General features: G+C 61.4%; 14 protein-coding genes. 5 read left to right on the top strand and 9 right to left on the bottom strand.

Features of this window, described 5'->3' with window-relative positions; genetic code table 11:
• Positions 1–29 precede the first annotated feature (29 nt).
• On the bottom strand, positions 30–1,685 hold the full coding sequence (locus Q0K62_RS00760; RefSeq protein WP_297316075.1) for a bifunctional shikimate kinase/3-dehydroquinate synthase: 1,656 nt from the start codon (positions 1,683–1,685) through the stop codon (positions 30–32).
• A gap of 13 nt (positions 1,686–1,698) precedes the next feature.
• On the bottom strand, positions 1,699–2,892 hold the full coding sequence (aroC, locus tag Q0K62_RS00755) for a chorismate synthase (RefSeq protein WP_297316074.1): 1,194 nt from the start codon (positions 2,890–2,892) through the stop codon (positions 1,699–1,701).
• A 47-nt stretch (positions 2,893–2,939) separates the two neighbouring features.
• Here aroC and Q0K62_RS00750 point away from each other — a divergent pair, with 47 nt between their 5' ends.
• Positions 2,940–3,410 (top strand): prepilin peptidase, encoded by a 471-nt coding sequence (locus Q0K62_RS00750; protein WP_297316073.1) that lies wholly within the window; start codon positions 2,940–2,942, stop codon positions 3,408–3,410.
• Between the two features lie 24 nt (positions 3,411–3,434).
• On the opposite strand, the gene Q0K62_RS00745 is transcribed toward Q0K62_RS00750, so the two are convergent.
• From Q0K62_RS00745 to rpsD, 7 genes are all read right to left on the bottom strand, one after another.
• Positions 3,435–4,622: an endolytic transglycosylase MltG gene (locus Q0K62_RS00745; protein WP_297316072.1), complete on the bottom strand. Its 1,188-nt coding sequence runs from the start codon at positions 4,620–4,622 to the stop codon at positions 3,435–3,437.
• Positions 4,623–5,090 carry a Holliday junction resolvase RuvX gene (ruvX, locus tag Q0K62_RS00740; RefSeq protein WP_297316071.1) on the bottom strand — a complete coding sequence of 156 codons (468 nt, stop codon included), beginning with the start codon at positions 5,088–5,090 and terminating at the stop codon, positions 4,623–4,625. It abuts the gene before it with no gap.
• Between the two features lie 11 nt (positions 5,091–5,101).
• Positions 5,102–7,780: an alanine--tRNA ligase gene (gene alaS / locus Q0K62_RS00735; RefSeq protein ID WP_297316070.1), complete on the bottom strand. Its 2,679-nt coding sequence runs from the start codon at positions 7,778–7,780 to the stop codon at positions 5,102–5,104.
• 198 nt (positions 7,781–7,978) lie between these two features.
• A complete protein-coding gene (locus tag Q0K62_RS00730) occupies positions 7,979–8,218 on the bottom strand; it encodes a hypothetical protein (RefSeq protein WP_297316119.1) in 240 nt (79 codons plus the stop codon).
• Entirely contained in the window at positions 8,218–8,670 is a 453-nt protein-coding gene (locus tag Q0K62_RS00725) for a DUF948 domain-containing protein (RefSeq protein WP_297316069.1), read from the bottom strand. Before Q0K62_RS00725 ends, Q0K62_RS00730 begins: the two co-directional genes overlap by 1 nt.
• A gap of 94 nt (positions 8,671–8,764) precedes the next feature.
• Positions 8,765–9,433 (bottom strand): histidine phosphatase family protein, encoded by a 669-nt coding sequence (locus Q0K62_RS00720; protein WP_297316068.1) that lies wholly within the window; start codon positions 9,431–9,433, stop codon positions 8,765–8,767.
• 133 nt (positions 9,434–9,566) lie between these two features.
• A complete protein-coding gene (rpsD, locus tag Q0K62_RS00715; protein ID WP_297316067.1) occupies positions 9,567–10,193 on the bottom strand; it encodes a 30S ribosomal protein S4 in 627 nt (208 codons plus the stop codon).
• Between the two features lie 319 nt (positions 10,194–10,512).
• On the opposite strand from rpsD, the gene Q0K62_RS00710 reads away from it, so the two are divergent.
• From Q0K62_RS00710 to Q0K62_RS00695, 4 genes are all read left to right on the top strand, one after another.
• The gene (locus Q0K62_RS00710) at positions 10,513–11,241 is read left to right on the top strand and encodes a helix-turn-helix domain-containing protein (protein WP_297316066.1); all 729 of its coding nucleotides are present in this window, start codon (positions 10,513–10,515) and stop codon (positions 11,239–11,241) included.
• On the top strand, positions 11,219–12,514 hold the full coding sequence (locus Q0K62_RS00705) for an MFS transporter (RefSeq protein WP_297316065.1): 1,296 nt from the start codon (positions 11,219–11,221) through the stop codon (positions 12,512–12,514). Before Q0K62_RS00710 ends, Q0K62_RS00705 begins: the two co-directional genes overlap by 23 nt.
• 531 nt (positions 12,515–13,045) lie before the next feature.
• On the top strand, positions 13,046–14,335 hold the full coding sequence (locus Q0K62_RS00700; RefSeq protein WP_297316064.1) for a nucleobase:cation symporter-2 family protein: 1,290 nt from the start codon (positions 13,046–13,048) through the stop codon (positions 14,333–14,335).
• Positions 14,336–14,500: 165 nt separating this feature from the next.
• Positions 14,501–16,285 (top strand): CAP domain-containing protein, encoded by a 1,785-nt coding sequence (locus Q0K62_RS00695; protein ID WP_297316063.1) that lies wholly within the window; start codon positions 14,501–14,503, stop codon positions 16,283–16,285.
• The last annotated feature ends 80 nt before the right edge of the window (positions 16,286–16,365 follow it).

Below are 16,365 nucleotides of genomic sequence, written 5' to 3'. Positions count from 1 at the left end.
CCCAGGGCATCCCTGAACAGGGCCGAACCTCAACCCTTGCTTCCGATCCGTCTGAAAGCCTCACGAACGGCATCCAGGGGTGGATCATCCAGGTGGGTGGGTTTCCCGATTCCGTCAAGGATGATGAACCGGAGCTTGTTGCCGCGGGCCTTCTTGTCCTTGTGCATCAGGGCCAGGACCTGATCGAAGTCCCGCCCGTCCCAAGTGGTGCGCAGGCCCAGGGAGGAGAGGAGGCTGCGATGGTAATCAACCAGTTCCCGGTCGATGTGACCGGTGATGGAGGCGAGTTCGGCAGCGAAGACCATACCCACCGATACCGCCTGACCATGCCGCCAGGTGAAGTGTTCGATCTTTTCGATGGCGTGACCCAGGGTATGACCGTAGTTCAGGAATTCGCGCAGACCAAGGTCCTTCAGGTCCACGGAGACATGGTTGGCCTTGACCTGGACGGTCCGCTCGATCAGGTCCTCGACCACGTCCTCCAGCCACTGTTCGGACTCGGTCCCGTCAAAGGAACGCAGGGATTCGGCCTCGTCCTCCAGGAGGCGGAGTATTTCCGGATCCATGATGAAGCCGGACTTGGCCACCTCGCCCAGGCCCTCGACGAAGATCTCATTGGGAAGGGTGCTCAGGGTCCGCAGGTCGGCCAGGACCCCGACCGGGGTGAAAAAGCTGCCGACCAGGTTCTTGCCCTGGCTCAGATTGATACCGGTCTTGCCCCCAGTCGAGGCATCCACCATGGCCAGGAGGGAGGTGGGGCAGTTGACGTACCTGATGCCACGCATCCAGGTGGCCGCGATGAACCCGGCCAGGTCGGTTGCCGCCCCTCCCCCAAGGCCCACCACGGCATCCGAACGAGTGAATCCCTCCTCGGAGAGCCGGTCCCAGACACCCTGGGCCACGGCGATGGTCTTGCCGGCCTCGGCATCGGGAATGACCACATCGACCACTCGATAGCCGGCCTGCCTCAGAAGCGCACGGGCACGGTCTGAATGACGCTGGACCGGGGTCGTGTGTATCAGGGCCACCCTCATGACCTCGTCACCAAGGAGGACCTGCAGGCGGTTGGTCACCCCGGACCCGATACGGACGTCATAGGGGTCCAGGTTGCTGACATGGACCACCCGCTCGGTCAGGGCATCTGCCAGACGCTGTGCCATGACCTCGGGCGTGGTCCCCTTGGCCTTCAGATCGACGTTTGAGGCACTCTGATAGACCGGGCAACGCTCTTGGTAGAGTTCCATCCACCGGTCATGGGTCTGACCCCGCAGAAGGGGGCGGTTCTTGACGTGAAGGGACCTGGACTTGGCCTCATCCGGATCCACGTCCAGGTAGACCACCTTGCCTCCCTGACCCCGGTACTCCCTCAGGGCCTCGTAGACGGCAGCCGTCATCGGGGCTCCGCCGCCCAGGGAGAGAATGCCTCCGGCAAAATCGTCCAGGAGACCGCAGATGATTCGGCTCTCGCGACGGCGGAAGGAGTCCTCGCCCTCGGCTTCGAATATCTCGCTGATGGAACGGCCTGCATCATGCTCGATCAGGCGGTCCGAATCCTTGAAGGGAACCCCTATCAAGGAGGCCGCCTCCTTGCCTATCCGGGTCTTTCCTGCCCCCGGCATCCCTATGATGACCGCCCTGGGAATACCTGGTTTCTTCTCGTGTGTGTCCGCGGAACGCCTGGCCATACCCATCCCGCCCTTATCTCAGGCCCTCTGGCCATGAGGACTGGTATGCCTTGGCGTTACGGGAGACCTCAGCCAGGCTGTCCCCTCCGAACTTCTCCAGGACAAAGGCGGCCAGGGTCAGGCTCATCATGGCCTCTCCGATGACCGCAGCGGCCGGGACGGCCGTGACATCGGAACGCTGGTGGATGGCGGTGGCCGCTTCTCCGGTCAGGACATCAACGGTCCTCAGGGCCTTGGGAACCGAGGAGATGGGTTTCATGGCGGCACGCACGCGGATGGGCTGCCCATTGGACATGCCACCCTCAAGACCGCCCGCACGGTTGGTCAGACGCTGGATGGTCCCGTCCTCGCCGGGCACCATCTCATCGTGGGCCTGGGAACCGGGACGGTCGGCCTCCTCGAACCCGTCACCGATCTCCACCCCCTTGATGGCCTGGATGCCCATGAAGGCCGATGCCAGGGCCGCGTCAAGACGACGGTCCGATTCCACATAGGTTCCCAGACCGGCAGGAACACCATAGGAGATGACCTCGAACACACCACCGGCCGTGTCGCCGTTCTTCCTGATCTGATCAACCCGGTCCATCATCCGCTGTTCGGCATCCTTGTCCAGGGTGCGCACCGGGGACTGATCCAGGGCGGGACCATCATCGGGAGAGGGCAGGTGTGAATGGTCCTCCAGGCCCACCCCCCCGATGGAAAGGACATGGGAAACGGTCCTGATGCCCAGGGCCTGTTCCAGGAACTTGGCCGCGATGGCGCCCAGGGCCACGCGGGAGGCCGTCTCCCTGGCCGAGGAACGTTCCAGAACAGGACGGGAATCGGTGAATCCGTACTTCCTCATACCGGTCAGGTCCGCATGACCGGGCCTGGGACGGCTCAGGGGGGCGTTCCGTCCCTCGGCAGACAGGTCGACCCCCTCAGGGAGCCTGTCGACGCTCATGATCTGCGCCCACTTGGGCCATTCCGTGTTCCCGATCTCCAGGGCGATGGGCGAGCCCAGGGTGGAACCGTGACGCACCCCCGTCAGCAGGCGGACCCTGTCCTGCTCGAAGCCCATGCGGGCACCACGTCCGTATCCCAGCCTTCGACGCGCCAGGGCCTTGACGATGTCATCGGTACCGATGCTGACCCCGGACGGCAACCCCTCCATCATGGCCACCAGGGCTTCTCCATGGGATTCCCCCGCCGTCTGCCAGCGCAACATATGAACTCCTTTACACCGTTCTCGCCTGTGTATGTTTATCTTAGGAGATGGCCTACCTCTTGACCCTGCCCGGTTTCATTTTCGGCCTCTACCTAGCCTGGACGGACCTGAGAAGGCGGCGGGTGCCGCGCAGAGCCGTCATCCTGGGGCTTCTGGCCCAGGGGCTGGCCGTCACGGTCCTCTGCCTGGCCAGGCACGATATGTCAACTTTGATCGGATCAGTCATGATCTGTCTGGCATGCACTGGTGTCCAATGCCTCCTGGCCCTGGTCCGGCCAGGTGCCCTGGGACTGGGCGATGTGACCGCCACCGCCTTGCTGGCCCTGTCCCTTGGTCCGCTGGGTTGGACGACCACCCTGGTCTGGTGGCTCCTGATGGGGGTACTGGGCCTGGGTGCCATGGCAATCAGACGGATCGGAAAAGACCAGAGCAGTCAATCCGAAACCCTGGCCTATGTTCCTGTCATCCTCCTGGCGGCGCTGGCGGCCGCGACTCTGAGTGGGCTGGCCGGCTGGTGAGCCCGCGCCCAGTCTTGACGAACCCTACTTCCCGTGGTCGGACTCCCACTGCTTGTATTCCTTGACATCCGAGTTGAACTGCCCCTCGTTGTCGCTGAACCGGGTCTCGCCCGTGTCCAGGTTGACGGTCACGAAGTAGATCCAGTCACCCTCCTCGGGAGACATGGCAGCCTTGATGGCACTGTCGCCCGCAGACCCGATTGGGGCCGGTGGCAGCCCCTTGTGCACCCGGGTGTTGTATGCATCATCGGGGTTCTGCAGCATCTGGTTGGTCAGCTCCAGGGCCGAGACCTTGTTGGAGTATGCAACGGTACTGTCCATGCCCAGGGGCATGTTCCGGGCCAGACGGTTGTCGATCACCCTGGCCACCTTCCCGTAGTACTGGGGCTTGTTGACCTCGGCCTCGGTGATTGAGGCCTTGATGAGGACGTCCTGCCGGTCGGCGCCCTGGGGGACTCCCAGTTCATCGAGCTTCTGGACGCGTTTGGTCACCATGGAGGAGAGTATCTTCTGGGCTGAACCCATGGACTTCACATCGTATTCGCCGGGCTCCAGCCAACCCTCGAAGTTGCCCTGCGCCTCCTCAGGCAGGATGCCCTGGCCCTTGGCGTCAAGAATCGAGTCGAAGTCCTGCTTGGGCAATCCCGACAGCTGTTGTGCCCGGGTTATGACATCCCTGGCACGGTCGCCTGAACGGACCTGGAGGAATCCGCGGGCCTTGCTTCGGTCGGTCAGGATCATGACCACATCCGAGGCTTTCATCTTGGTTTTCAGATCGAAGGTGCCCGGGAAGAGTTTGTCTGTTGCCTGGGCGTTGGTGATGGCCTGGACGAAGGCACCGGAGGAACGGACCACGTCGGCATGGAGAAGATTCAGTCCGACCTGCTCAGCGCCCTGGCCGCTTTCGACCGTGAACTGGATCGGCTTGTCTCCAGGGCCGGTATAGTCCTGGGCCACTTCCTTGGTGGCGCTTATCCGGGGGGATCCGTTTTTCAAGGACCGGGTGACGAAGAAGGCGCAGGTGGCGACGATGACCAAAGCCAGGAGGACGATGATGACGGTCATCCGGCGACGCCGCTGCCTCTTCTGCCGCTGCTTGCGCATCTCTCGTCTGGATCTGGGCGGACGCGGAGGCTGGGCGGGGACTGGGACCTGACCCGGCTCCACCCACTGCACCTTCTCTTCGAAGAAGTTCTGTATGTCTTCAGCCAATTACCGCTCCTTGCTGACCTTGTATTCATCCAGGGCCGACTGCAGCAATACAACAGCGGATTGCTGATCAACCAGAGGTTTGTGCCCGCGTCCGCCGATCTGTGCCTCATAGAGTTGATGGTGGGCACTGACCGTGGTCAATCGTTCGTCTTGCAATAGTACACGGACCGGCGAATCCTTCGCCAGTGCAGCCTCCTCGTTCAGAATCCGCGACAGGTTCCTGACCCACCGCTTCGCCTTTTTGGCGCTACCGCCCTCCGAGCCATTCAGAAGTAGTGGGTACCCGACGATGACCCGTTCGACCCCATGCTCGTGTATCAGGTCAACCACAGGGCCCAGGGCACGGAAACAGTCACCCTGGACCTCGATGTTGCCAGCCGGGTATGCCAGGGTCAACTCAGGATCACACAGAGCCACTCCGACCCTGGCCTGACCCAGGTCTATCCCCATCCATATGGGAGCACTCATGCAGAATCCGGTCAGCCCTTCAGGACCTGGTCGGACAGGGCCGACAGGGCCTGATCGATCTTCCCGGCATCCTGGCCACCACCCTGGGCGAAGTCCGGCTTGCCGCCACCACCGCCGCCTAGGATCTTGGATGCTCCCCGCACCAGGTCGCCAGCCTTGATCCCCTCCTTGCGGGCCTTGTCGTTGGTAGCCACATAGATCACGGGCTTCTGATCATCGGTGACACCGGCCAGAGCCACCACCGTGGGGTCATCCTCCCCAAGACGGGCGCGGATATCGGTCACCGTCTTGCGAAGGGCATCGGCCGAGCCGAAATGCCCCACATTCTTGCTGGCCACCTTGACCGGGGCATCAGACCGCTCGGCCTGCTCGACCAGATCGGGCACGGACTGAGCCAGCTGGTTCTCATAGGCCGCAGCAAGGCGACGGTCGGACTCCTTGAGCTTGGCCAAAAGGGTGGAGACGCGGGCCTCCAGCTCGTCGGGACGGGCGTTGAGCCTGTCCGAGAGCTGCGAGACCAGGGCATGCTCCCTGGCGTTGTACTGGTAGGCACCCTGCCCCACCACCGCATCGACACGACGCACGCCTGTGCCGACCGAAGCCTCGGACATGATGGAGACAGCACCGATCTTTCCTACGTGGTCCACGTGGGTTCCTCCGCAGAGCTCGCGGCTCCAGCCGTCCTCGCCGATGGAGACGACACGGACGATGTCGCCGTATTTCTCGCCGAAGAGGTGCATGGCACCCAAAGCGATGGCATCGTCGAATTTCATCTCCTGGGTGGTCACGGCAAGGTTGTCGCGCAGTCGATCGTTGACCCGCGCTTCGACGGCCTCCATGGCAGCCCGGCTGGGAGCCTGCGACCATTGGAAATCGAAGCGTAGCCTGTTGGGTGCATCCTCGGAACCGCGCTGGGTGGCCTGCGGCCCGAGTTCCTCACGAAGCGCCTTGTGGACCATATGGGTGGCGGTGTGGGATCGGGCGATGGCACCTCGGCGATCCTGATCGATGGTGGCGGTGACTGCGGCCTCCAGGGTCAGGGTCCCCTCGGTCAGGCGGCACTGATGGACTGTCAGCCCCTTGATGGGCTTCTGGACGTCATCCACCTCAAGGACGGCTCCGTCGTCGGACAGGATCTCCCCCTGGTCGGCCAGCTGTCCACCGGCCTCGGCATAGAAAGGAGTACGGTCCAGAAGGACCTCGACATTGGCCGGGGCGGTGACCGCAGGAACAGCCCCCTTGCCCTCCTGGATGATGCCGATGACCTTGGAACGGCTTGAGTAATCCGTATAGCCCAGGAAGGTCTGGGGCTCGGTGAGGTTCTTCCGCAGGTCGTCATAGACGCTCAGGTCCACATTGTGGCGTTTCTTCAAGGCATCGGCCCTGGCCCTGGCCTTTTGCTTGTTCATGAGCTCGCGGAACTTGGCCTCATCCACCTTGACGCCCTGCTCCTCGGCCATCTCCAGGGTCAGCTCGATCGGGAAGCCGTAGGTGTCGTGAAGGGTGAAGGCATCATCACCCGAGACCTCCTCGGTGGAGGATTTCTTTGCCTTGGCCACGGCGGCGTCCAGGATGGTGGTTCCCTTGTCCAGGGTTCTGCGGAAGGCGCTCTCCTCACCGTAGGCGGATTCGGACACCTCCTGGAAGGTCTCGTTGAGTTCCGGATAGCTGGGAGCCATGGCATCCTTGGAGACCGGGAAGAGCTGGGGCAGAACCTCTTCCTGGACCCCAAGCATCCTCATGGACCGGATGGAACGGCGCAGAAGCCTGCGCAGCACATAGCCACGGCCCACATTGCTGGGGCGAACCCCATCGCTCATGATCATCAGGGCCGAGCGCACGTGGTCGGCCACGACCCGGAAGCGGACGTCGTCTTCCCGGTTCTCTCCATACTTGCGGCCCGAAATGCGCTCCGCCGCCTCGATGACCGGGTAGACCTCATCGGTCTCGTAGATGTTCTCCCTGCCCTGGAGAAGGTATGCCAGACGCTCCAGACCAGCACCGGTGTCGATGTTCTTGTGCTCAAGCTCGCCGACGATGTGCAGGTCCGTCTTGGACCTGACGTTGTCGACCTCGTAGTTTTCGAAGACCAGGTCCCAGATTTCGATGTACCGGTTCTCGTCGGCCGAGGGCCCACCCTCGACTCCGTACTTGGGTCCCCTGTCGACGTATATCTCCGAGCAGGGGCCGCCGGGGCCGGGGCCTCCCGTGGTCCAGAAGTTGTCCTCCATGCCGAGGATCTCCATGTGTTCGGGGTCGAACCCCTCGTTCCTCCAGAGGGACCGCGCCTCATCGTCGTCCGTATAGGTGGTGACCCAGATGGTCTCGGGGTCGAACCCGTAACCGCCCTGGTCCTGGGGGCTGGTCAGAAGATCCCAGGCATAGTGGATGGCCTCCTCCTTGAAGTAGTCACCGAAGGAGAAGTTGCCCACCATCTGGAAGAAGGTGCCGTGCCTGGTGGTCTTGCCGACCTCGTCGATGTCCAGGGTGCGCACGCACTTCTGGTTGCTGGCCATACGGCTCTTGGGCGGGGTCTGCTCGCCCAGAAGGTAGGGAATGAAGGGGACCATGCCGGCGATGGTGAAGAGGGTGGTCGGGTTCGGCGAAATCAACGAGGCCGAAGGAACCACCATGTGGCCCTGCCGCTGAAAGTAATCGAGGAAGCGCTTGGCGATTTCCGAAGTGCGCATGCTGCTTGTACTCCTTCAGGCCCTGCCCCCCGGCATGGCCGCTGCCCGTGGGCAGTCTCAATTCGGCACCCGACCCTGCGGATGCGGAATGCTTGGTTTGCTGTGCTGCATGGCCAAAGGCCGTGCAGCACCCTTGATTGCTGAACATGCCGATTCTACAACGTCCACCGGCCCTGGCTGATGCCGGAGACAATCAGCTCAACCCTGGAACCGGTCCATGTACCGCCGGTCCAATTCGTTCTGACGCTGGTCCATGGTCGAGCGGAACTCGGTGACAAGCCCGGCCAGCGTCCGCTTGGGCACCTGGTCCTGGTCCTCGCCGAAGACGAATTCACGCGCCTGCTTGGGGGTGTTCGCACGGACATAGGCCTCGGCCTTGGAAACGAGGATGACACCGGCCGCAACGCCCAGTCCTACCCAGAAGAGTCGCTTGAACATCACTTGCCCCCCCGGCTTGCACCGGCCTGACCCGGCGAGGAGGCTGCGGCGGCGGCGTGGCCAGAGTCCGGAGCGTCCTGTTCATGCCCGGCCTTCTTTCCGCCTGAAACGAATGAGGAAGCCGTTTTCCTGACGGCATAGAAGAAGGATGCCATCTTGATGACGGGCTTGCCCAGCATGGAACCGTACAGGTCGGTCAGGGCCCCGACATTGTTGGCCGTGGTCGAAGCGGCGGCCGAAATCTTGTTCACGTCAGCCAGGGTCTGGTTGAGCTGGGTGACGGTGGTGGTGGACTCGTCAAGGGTGGGCATGGCGTGGTCACCGGCCTGTTTGACGGTGTCGGCCAGCTGATCGAAGAGCTTGCCCAGACGAATCAATGGATAGATCAGGAACCCCGCCACCACTGCGAAGGCAATGGCCGCTATCAGACCGGCAATCTGTCCTATGTCCATCTCCTACCTCGCTTCCGTCAAGGAACATATACCCGCTCAACGGTACCACGCACCGTATATTCCCGGTGGCAGCACCGACCGGCAGGCACCGTGATCACTGATTGTAGGAGCGGACCTCCACGGCCTGTTCGAAGGGAAGGGCGGTGTTGAAGTCGAAGACCGTCACACTGCCGTTGCCGGGTCGCCGGGACAGGTCATACCCCTCGGATGCAAACCGGTGCATGAGACTGAGCAGGGTGTTCCCATGCGATATGAGCAGGACATCGTCACCCTCCTGCAGGTCTGTGTTACCGGCGATCAGATCGAATCCGCCCCGGACGCGCTCCCAGTACTCACCGTCGGACTCGGCGTCGCCGAAGGGGTCGGCCTCCTTGAGGAAGTCCCGAGTGGCCGCCAGGCCGAACTTGTCGACGATCTGATTGTATGTCTTGGCCCCATGGGGAGCCCCGGCGGCCCACCATGCCATGGCCATGTCCTGCCCCTCGAAGTAACCGTAGAACTGCTCCCGGAAGTGCATGTCACTGATCAGGGTCGGCTTCCGGGGCGACCGGTTGACCTCCAGGATCCGCTGGGCCGTCACCTGGGCCCTGGTGGTGTCAGAACAATAGGCGGCCTTGAAGTCCAGGTCCGCCAGTTTGAGTCCTGCCTTTTCGGCATCGTTCACACCCGACTCGGTAAGAGGGGCATTGGTCCACCCCTGGAGCCGGTTGTACCTGTTGAAGTAGGTCTGACCATGACGGACGGTGTACAGATGAAGCAACATGCCCACCATTATCCCACCACGGCACGCCGAATGCCCCATTGAACCGACCGGACAAGGTCACCTGACGAGTGGGCGGACAGATGCAAAAGGCCCCGGAACAATCCGGGGCCCTGTGAAGAATCCTCTTCCAGACTCAGCGGGCGTAGAACTCCACCACGTACTGGATGTTGACCTGAACCGGAATCTCCTCCGGTTCGGGCTTACGGACGAGGGTGGCCTTCAGGGAGGCCAGGTCCACGTCCAGGTATCCGGGGACCGCAGGCAGGACGTCGCGATGGACACCCTCGGCTGCAATCTGGAAGGGAACGGTGGTCTGGCTCTTGGGCTTGACCTGGATGGTCTGGCCGGGCTTGACCCTGTAGGAGGGACGGTCCACGATGTTGCCGTCCACCAGAATGTGGCGGTGAACCACGTACTGACGGGCCTGGGCGGTGGTGCGGGCGATGCCGGCACGCAGGACCAGGTTGTCCAGGCGGCACTCCAGCTCGCGGAGCATGGCCTCACCGGTCTGGCCGGACTCATGGGTGCCGCGCTCGTACACGGCCCTCAGCTGCTTCTCTGAAACGCCGTACTGGGCGCGCAGACGCTGCTTCTCGCGCAGACGAATGGCGTAATCGGACTCGGTGCGACGACGGGTGCGACCGTGCTCACCGGGAGCATAGGGACGCTTCTCAAAAAGACGCTGGGCCTTGGGTGTCAGGGCGATGCCCAGGGCACGTGACAGACGGACCTGCCTGCGTGCACGCTGAATGTTGGTCATTACTGATTCCTTATCTGCTTCTGTCGTTATCTGAACGAATACGGTCGAAACCGTCGAGTCAGGCCTCTCCAATGCTTCACCGTGCCAAGCACGAACGACCTTACGGCCGCCGACCCATTGACGGGCTGAGACTCCAGATAGGTCGGCGCACAAACGCACCAACCGAGGATTCATTAAAGCACATGTACCGGACCCAAGCGAGTTCCGACAAGCTGTGTTATATTCATACCAACGGTCGGTATGATATCGATTCCAACATATTGGTCCTACCGTATCCGAATGACCAAAACAACTTCTAGAAGCCGGAAGAGGTGCGGTAATGGCCCGCAACACCCACCCTGAGCTCACACGCGAAAGAATCATCAACGCCGCAACCGAACTGTTTACCGACAGGGGGTATGACAAGACCAGCATGCAGGACATCATCGATGCCACTGGAGGACTGAGCAAGGGGGCGGTCTACCACCATTTCAGATCCAAGGAGGACCTCTTCGATGCCGTCGCCGATCGGATGATGACGGCCATGAGCGGTCCTGCATCCGACGAAGGCTGGACAAGAGTCAGGACCGAGGCCGGGGCTTCCCAAGCCCAACCCCTGCCAGAGCAACCTTTGGCCCTGGAGGAACTGCAGTCGCTGTTCTCACCTGCCCAGGCCAGGAAAAGACTGGAAGCGGCAAACCTGATGTTCCATGGTTTCAAGCCGAAGTCCAATCCCAAGATGATCGGACTGGAATTCACCGCCATGGTGAATGACAGGGAGGACTTTGTCGACACCTTCACCCGGGGCAACCTTGACGGATCCATGCATGTGCAGAATGCCGAAGAGGCTGCCGAGGTCTTCCGTCTGCTCGCCAACATGTGGCTGCTACCCTTCTACCATCCAGGGACCCGAACCGAATTGCACAGCAGGGCAGTCTGTTTCTTCACCATCATGCAGGGCCTGGGGATTCCCCTGGAAGACAGGGGGTTCTCCGACATGTTGACCACCTTCGGTACCGATGCGGGCGAGCCTGAGGAGGCCGGGCATGACTCCATCAAGAAACCCTGACCCGGATGTCACAGAAGCCCCCGCGGCCAATGGCCTCCTGACCCCTTCCTTTGTCGCGCTCATCATCACCGAGATCCTCTCGACCCTGGGGCAGACCTGCATGGTGTTTGTCCTCCCACTGCATATGCTGAACATCTCGGGTTCGGCATCATTGTATGGTCTGGCGAGCGCCCTGGCCGCCCTTCCCTCCATCATCCTGACACCGATTGGCGGGGCCCTGGCCGACCGCTTGCACAAACAGACCGCCATGGCCGCGCTTGACATCCTTTCGGCCCTCACCGCCTTCTCATATCTGCTGGTCAGCAGAAGCCCCGACCCAATTCCCCTGACCGTGGCCTGCATGATGTTGATTCACGCCTACCGGTCCTGCTACTCCCCAACGGTCCAATCCGCTCTTCGCCACCTGGTGGACAGGGCTGACCTGACACGCGCATCGGCCCTTGTCTCACAGGCCACCTCCCTTGTCGGAATGGTGGGCCCGGTAATTGCAGGGCTGGTCATGGGGCTCTTCGGGGTTCTGCGGGTGGTTGGCTTTTCGGCCCTTGTCTGTCTCCTGTCCGCTTTCTGGATACTGCTGACAGTCAGGATTCCCGAAGAGGAGGGCGAAGTTCCCGAGGGCATGAAAGCCCTCGTGGGGCATCTAACCGACGACATGAACGAGGCGGCCCGTTTTCTTGTCGAGCAACGAAATCTGAAGGTCGCCATAGGGCTCAGCCTCGCTGCAAACTTGATTTTGGCTTCATACGTCAACGTGGCCCTACCGTATATGGTGATGCGAACCCTCGGCCTGAGCACCACCATGCAGGGCCTGGCAGAAGGCATAATCGCCGGTGGCGGTCTTCTGGGAGCGGTCCTTGTATCGATTCGGCCCTCATGGTTCTTCCTCGAGCGGATACCTGTCCTGCTTACGTGCAGCGCACTGGTCCTCCTGCCGGTCATGGCCGGCCTTGCCTTCAACCTGCCAACGATCATCCTCTTCATCCTGATGGCAGGGTGCTTGGCCCTGGCTGCCGGATTGATCCAATCCGTCTCCATCACATCCATCTCATACGAGCAGATCCACACCCCCACACCCTTGATCGGCAAGGTGATCGGCCTGACCGCAAGCCTGTGCATGTGCGCGCTTCCTCTTGGCCAGGGACTGTTCGGCCCCCTGATCGATCATTTTCCCATGACTGCGATTATCGCCGGTGTGGTTCTGGCAACACTCCTGATATGCCGAATCGCCAAAGGCGCAATGAAACCTGGTGATGTCCCGGTGACTATGGCATAAATCCACATAAAAATTAACCGACCGAAAGAGCGGCAAGGGGACTTAATCGAGTTTCAGGAACGGTCAGCATGGTTCGAGACCACCTTGTATGCTTCTGGATATCCACGAATCATCCGTTCATGATTCGCCAGGTTGTGTAGAGGATAGTAATCAAATGTTGACTGGCTTCCGCGTGCACCGGCGTTGCTACGGCTTCAACATCTGCCATGTCGGCTGTGGGCATGCGCCGACGGGGCGGAGCGCTCATACCCAAACTCGAATCATCAGTCAGAAAAGGCCATGCATATCCGGATTCGGATATATGGCCTTTTTCCATACCCACCCACCCATTTGTCTTCTCCACCGCTAATCGCTACATGCACTGAACCAAGAGCCGTCGAGAAACCAAGGAGAGCCATGACCAGACAACATACGGACCAGTCGGAAACGGGACGTACCCTTCATGCGGGGGAGCACGGGAACGGTCTTTCCAAGTCGGGAACCGCAACCCAGACAGCCAACACAGGACCTTCCGGAAATGTTTTGTCGGACATGAACGGGACAATCCCCTTTTGGAAGGGCCTTCCCTTCGGTCTTCAACATGTCATGGCCATGTTTGTGGCCAACCTGGCACCGATCTTCCTGGTCGCCGCCGCAGCGAGGATGAGTCCCCAGGAATCAGCCATGGTCATCCAGAACGGACTCCTGGTGGCCGGCCTGGGCACCTGCCTGCAGCTCTACCCCCTCTGGCGGGTCGGGGGTCGTCTGCCCATGGTCACCGGCATCTCCTTCACCTACGTGGCTGCAGCCGTGGCCATCGTATCCAATCAAGGCTATGGGGTCGTGGTGGGAGCGGTCCTGGCCGGTGGAGTGGTCGAATTCGTCCTGGGGCTGACGGCCGATTACTGGCGCCGGTTCGTACCACCGATAGTCTCCGCCATCGTCGTCACATCCATCGGCTTCTCCCTCCTGTCGGTCGGTGCGCAGTCCTTCGGTGGCGGGGCCGGAGCCAAGGACTTCGGATCCTGGCAGAATCTGACCCTGGCAACCATCTCCCTGGTGGCCTGTCTTGCCTTCCAACTCCTGATGAGAGGAACGGCCAAGCAGCTCTCGGTCCTCTTCGGCCTGGTGGTCGGCTACCTGGTCGCCCTGGCCATGGGCAAGGTGGACTTTTCCGGCTTCCGGCATCTGCAGGTCCTCTCCCTCCCCCGGGTAATGCCCTTCAAGCCGGAGTTCGACGCAGGGGCCATCATCTCCTTCGCGCTGCTCTACGTGGTCTCCTCCGTAGAGGTGATCGGGGACACCACAGCCCTGTGCAAGGTGGGGATGGACCGCAAACCGACCGACCGGGAAATGAGCGGAGCCATCGCCGGTGACGGATTCATCTCCATGATCTCAGGCCTTTTTGGTTGCCTCCCCTTGACCTCCTTCGCACAGAACATCGGATTGGTGGCCATGACCAAGGTCGTCAACCGGAAGGTCATCCTCTCGGGCGGACTCATCCTGATCCTGGCCTCCTTCGTCCCGGGGGTGGCAGCCGTCTTCAACTCCCTCCCCCAGGCCGTTCTGGGAGGATGCACGATCATGATGTTCGGCAATATCATCCTCTCCGGCTTCCAGATGATCGCTGAGGCCGGATTTACACAACGCAACATAACCATCGCCGCACTGGCACTGACCATCGGCATAGGATTCACCCAGGTTGGTGATATCTTTATCGCATTCCCCGCGCTGTTCCGGTCGATTTTCGCCAATAACTGCATCGCTGTCGCATTCGTCGTGGCCCTGGTTCTGAACATCATTCTTCCTGGCGAGGAGCACTTCCGAATGGAAAGGTCCTAAGTTCGCACTAATCTTCGTGAAGTATTGCTTGTGGAAAGAGCGAGTTGGGTAGGCGTGGTTCTGGTTGCTCTGTTGCAGCCGTTTTCATGCTGATAAAAAAGATACAGGGGTAGTGCACAAATGAAAACCGGCAAGAAACCATCTCATAATGCATCAAGAGTTGCCTTGACCTCGGCGGTGGCAGGGGCGACCCTCCTGGGGTGCGCAGCACCGGCCATGGCTGAGCCGGCTCAGACAAATCCGGATCCTCCCCGTACGCAGGGGGTGGACAGGCATAAAACACAGCGGGTGATTGACGCCGAGGCTCGCGTCGATCGCGCCGAGATCGCCGTGGCCCAGGCCCAGACAAGTCTTGACACCGCGCGGACCAACAAGAGCTCAGCCGATGCCGCCCTGACCCAGGCCACACAGGACCAGGCCAGCAAGCAAACCGCCTATGAAGAGGCACAGAGCACCCCGGCCGTGACCAGTGCGAAGAACAACGTCGCCAATGCCGTCGCTGCGCGCAAGAACGCCCAGAAGAACTTGGACCAGGCCCGGCAGAAGGTCACTCGGTTGGAAGGCCAGGAGGGGGCGAACAACCCGACAATCGTCAGGCTGACCCGGGAACGTGACCAGGCGAGGGCCGCCCTGACCACGGCGGAGGCGACCACGGCACAGAAGCAGGCGGCGGCCACGGAGGCCGACCAGCTCAAAACCCAGGGAACCGCCGGATACTTCAAGCACAAGGGTGCAACCGGTGCCTTCAAGATCCTGACCGATGCAGGCTCTAGCGGCAAGACCTTCCAGAGCATACATCTCGGCCAAAGCGGGGACGCCACCAGCATGGACAAGATGCTCGAGACTCTGCGCTGGCTGAACAAGGCCAACCAACTCAGGCAGAGCGAGGGCAAGCCGGAACTCAAAGTCTCCGACTCCCTGATGGCCATGGCGCAGGCCGACGCCGACTGGACGAGGGACGATAGGCTTCATGGTCATGCCGCTGTCTTCCCGATTGGGGAGAACGTGGCCTATTCCGCGAATCCCGCCACCTACGACCCATTCAACAGCTGGTATACCGAGGAAAAGCGGAACAAGGCGAATGGGACCGGGCAGACCGGTCATTATGACAACATAGTCAACGCAGCATACACAATCACCGGTTTCGCCGTCACCTGCACATCGACCAATGTTGTGACCATGAGCCAGACCTTCCTGTTCTCGGAGCCATTGACAAGGGTCACCAGCTCCAATCCCCTCTGGGCGGGAAACCAAAATGCCACCGTCTCGGACTACTTCCAGGATGTCAACAATTACCTGGCCTATCTCAACAATGCCCAGTCCGACCTGACCACGGCCCAAGCGGCAGAAGCTGCGGCACGTACCAATCTGACAACCAGGCAGAATGACCTGAATACGGCCTTGGCAAGCATCACCCCAAGTCCGTCACTGACCGCAGCGCGCGCGGCCCTTGCTCAGGCACAGACCGATCTGGCCACGGCACAGACGACACTGAACAATGCCCAGGCCGCCCTGGCCGCAGCCCAGGCAGCTGTGGCATCGGATCCTGGAGTGGTTGCAGCCCTGAATGCCCTGAACGCCGCCAACACCAGGCTGGCCAGTGCCAGACAGACGTCGGCTCAGACCAACATCGCCCTGGCCAACGCCCAAGCGGCCTTGAACAATGCCGTGACAGAGCGGACAAACGCTTATCAGAACCTTGCGCAGGCCATTGCTGCGTCCAACAGCCTGGTGCCTGGCACCACCATCCCCGGAAGACCCGGAACCTCCGGTTCCGCCGCCGGTAGCGGTGCGGGCCAGAAGCAGGAAGGCAAAGCCCCGGAGAAGAACCGGGGCGATGATCCTCTGGCTTCCACCGGTTCGGACTCCATGGCGGCAATAGCGGCCTGTGTGGCCTTGTGCGCTGCAGCCATGGGCACCTTCGGCATCAGGCGCAGACTCAGGTCCTGATTCCATCCCACCTGCAATGAGGACCCCCGGAAACATGCTTCAGCATTGATTTCGGGGGTCTTTCATATCGCTGCCTGGCA

The organism is uncultured Bifidobacterium sp. (assembly GCF_945269915.1).
Lineage (GTDB): Bacteria > Actinomycetota > Actinomycetes > Actinomycetales > Bifidobacteriaceae > Bombiscardovia > Bombiscardovia indica.
Note: the sequence above shows the minus strand (reverse complement) of the source record. Positions and strands in the feature narration are given on the sequence as shown.

What these genes read in the sequence shown, in the direction of transcription:
- Q0K62_RS00760 (WP_297316075.1), bottom strand. Translation starts at nt 1,685, where the DNA reads ATGGCCAGGCGTTCCGCGGACACACACGAGAAGAAACCAGGTATTCCC.
- Q0K62_RS00750 (WP_297316073.1), top strand. Translation starts at nt 2,940, where the DNA reads ATGGCCTACCTCTTGACCCTGCCCGGTTTCATTTTCGGCCTCTACCTA.
- Q0K62_RS00725 (WP_297316069.1), bottom strand. Translation starts at nt 8,670, where the DNA reads ATGGACATAGGACAGATTGCCGGTCTGATAGCGGCCATTGCCTTCGCA.
- alaS (WP_297316070.1), bottom strand. Translation starts at nt 7,780, where the DNA reads ATGCGCACTTCGGAAATCGCCAAGCGCTTCCTCGATTACTTTCAGCGG.
- Q0K62_RS00700 (WP_297316064.1), top strand. Translation starts at nt 13,046, where the DNA reads ATGAACGGGACAATCCCCTTTTGGAAGGGCCTTCCCTTCGGTCTTCAA.
- Q0K62_RS00730 (WP_297316119.1), bottom strand. Translation starts at nt 8,218, where the DNA reads ATGTTCAAGCGACTCTTCTGGGTAGGACTGGGCGTTGCGGCCGGTGTC.
- ruvX (WP_297316071.1), bottom strand. Translation starts at nt 5,090, where the DNA reads ATGAGTGCTCCCATATGGATGGGGATAGACCTGGGTCAGGCCAGGGTC.
- rpsD (WP_297316067.1), bottom strand. Translation starts at nt 10,193, where the DNA reads ATGACCAACATTCAGCGTGCACGCAGGCAGGTCCGTCTGTCACGTGCC.
- Q0K62_RS00710 (WP_297316066.1), top strand. Translation starts at nt 10,513, where the DNA reads ATGGCCCGCAACACCCACCCTGAGCTCACACGCGAAAGAATCATCAAC.
- Q0K62_RS00705 (WP_297316065.1), top strand. Translation starts at nt 11,219, where the DNA reads ATGACTCCATCAAGAAACCCTGACCCGGATGTCACAGAAGCCCCCGCG.
- aroC (WP_297316074.1), bottom strand. Translation starts at nt 2,892, where the DNA reads ATGTTGCGCTGGCAGACGGCGGGGGAATCCCATGGAGAAGCCCTGGTG.
- Q0K62_RS00720 (WP_297316068.1), bottom strand. Translation starts at nt 9,433, where the DNA reads ATGTTGCTTCATCTGTACACCGTCCGTCATGGTCAGACCTACTTCAAC.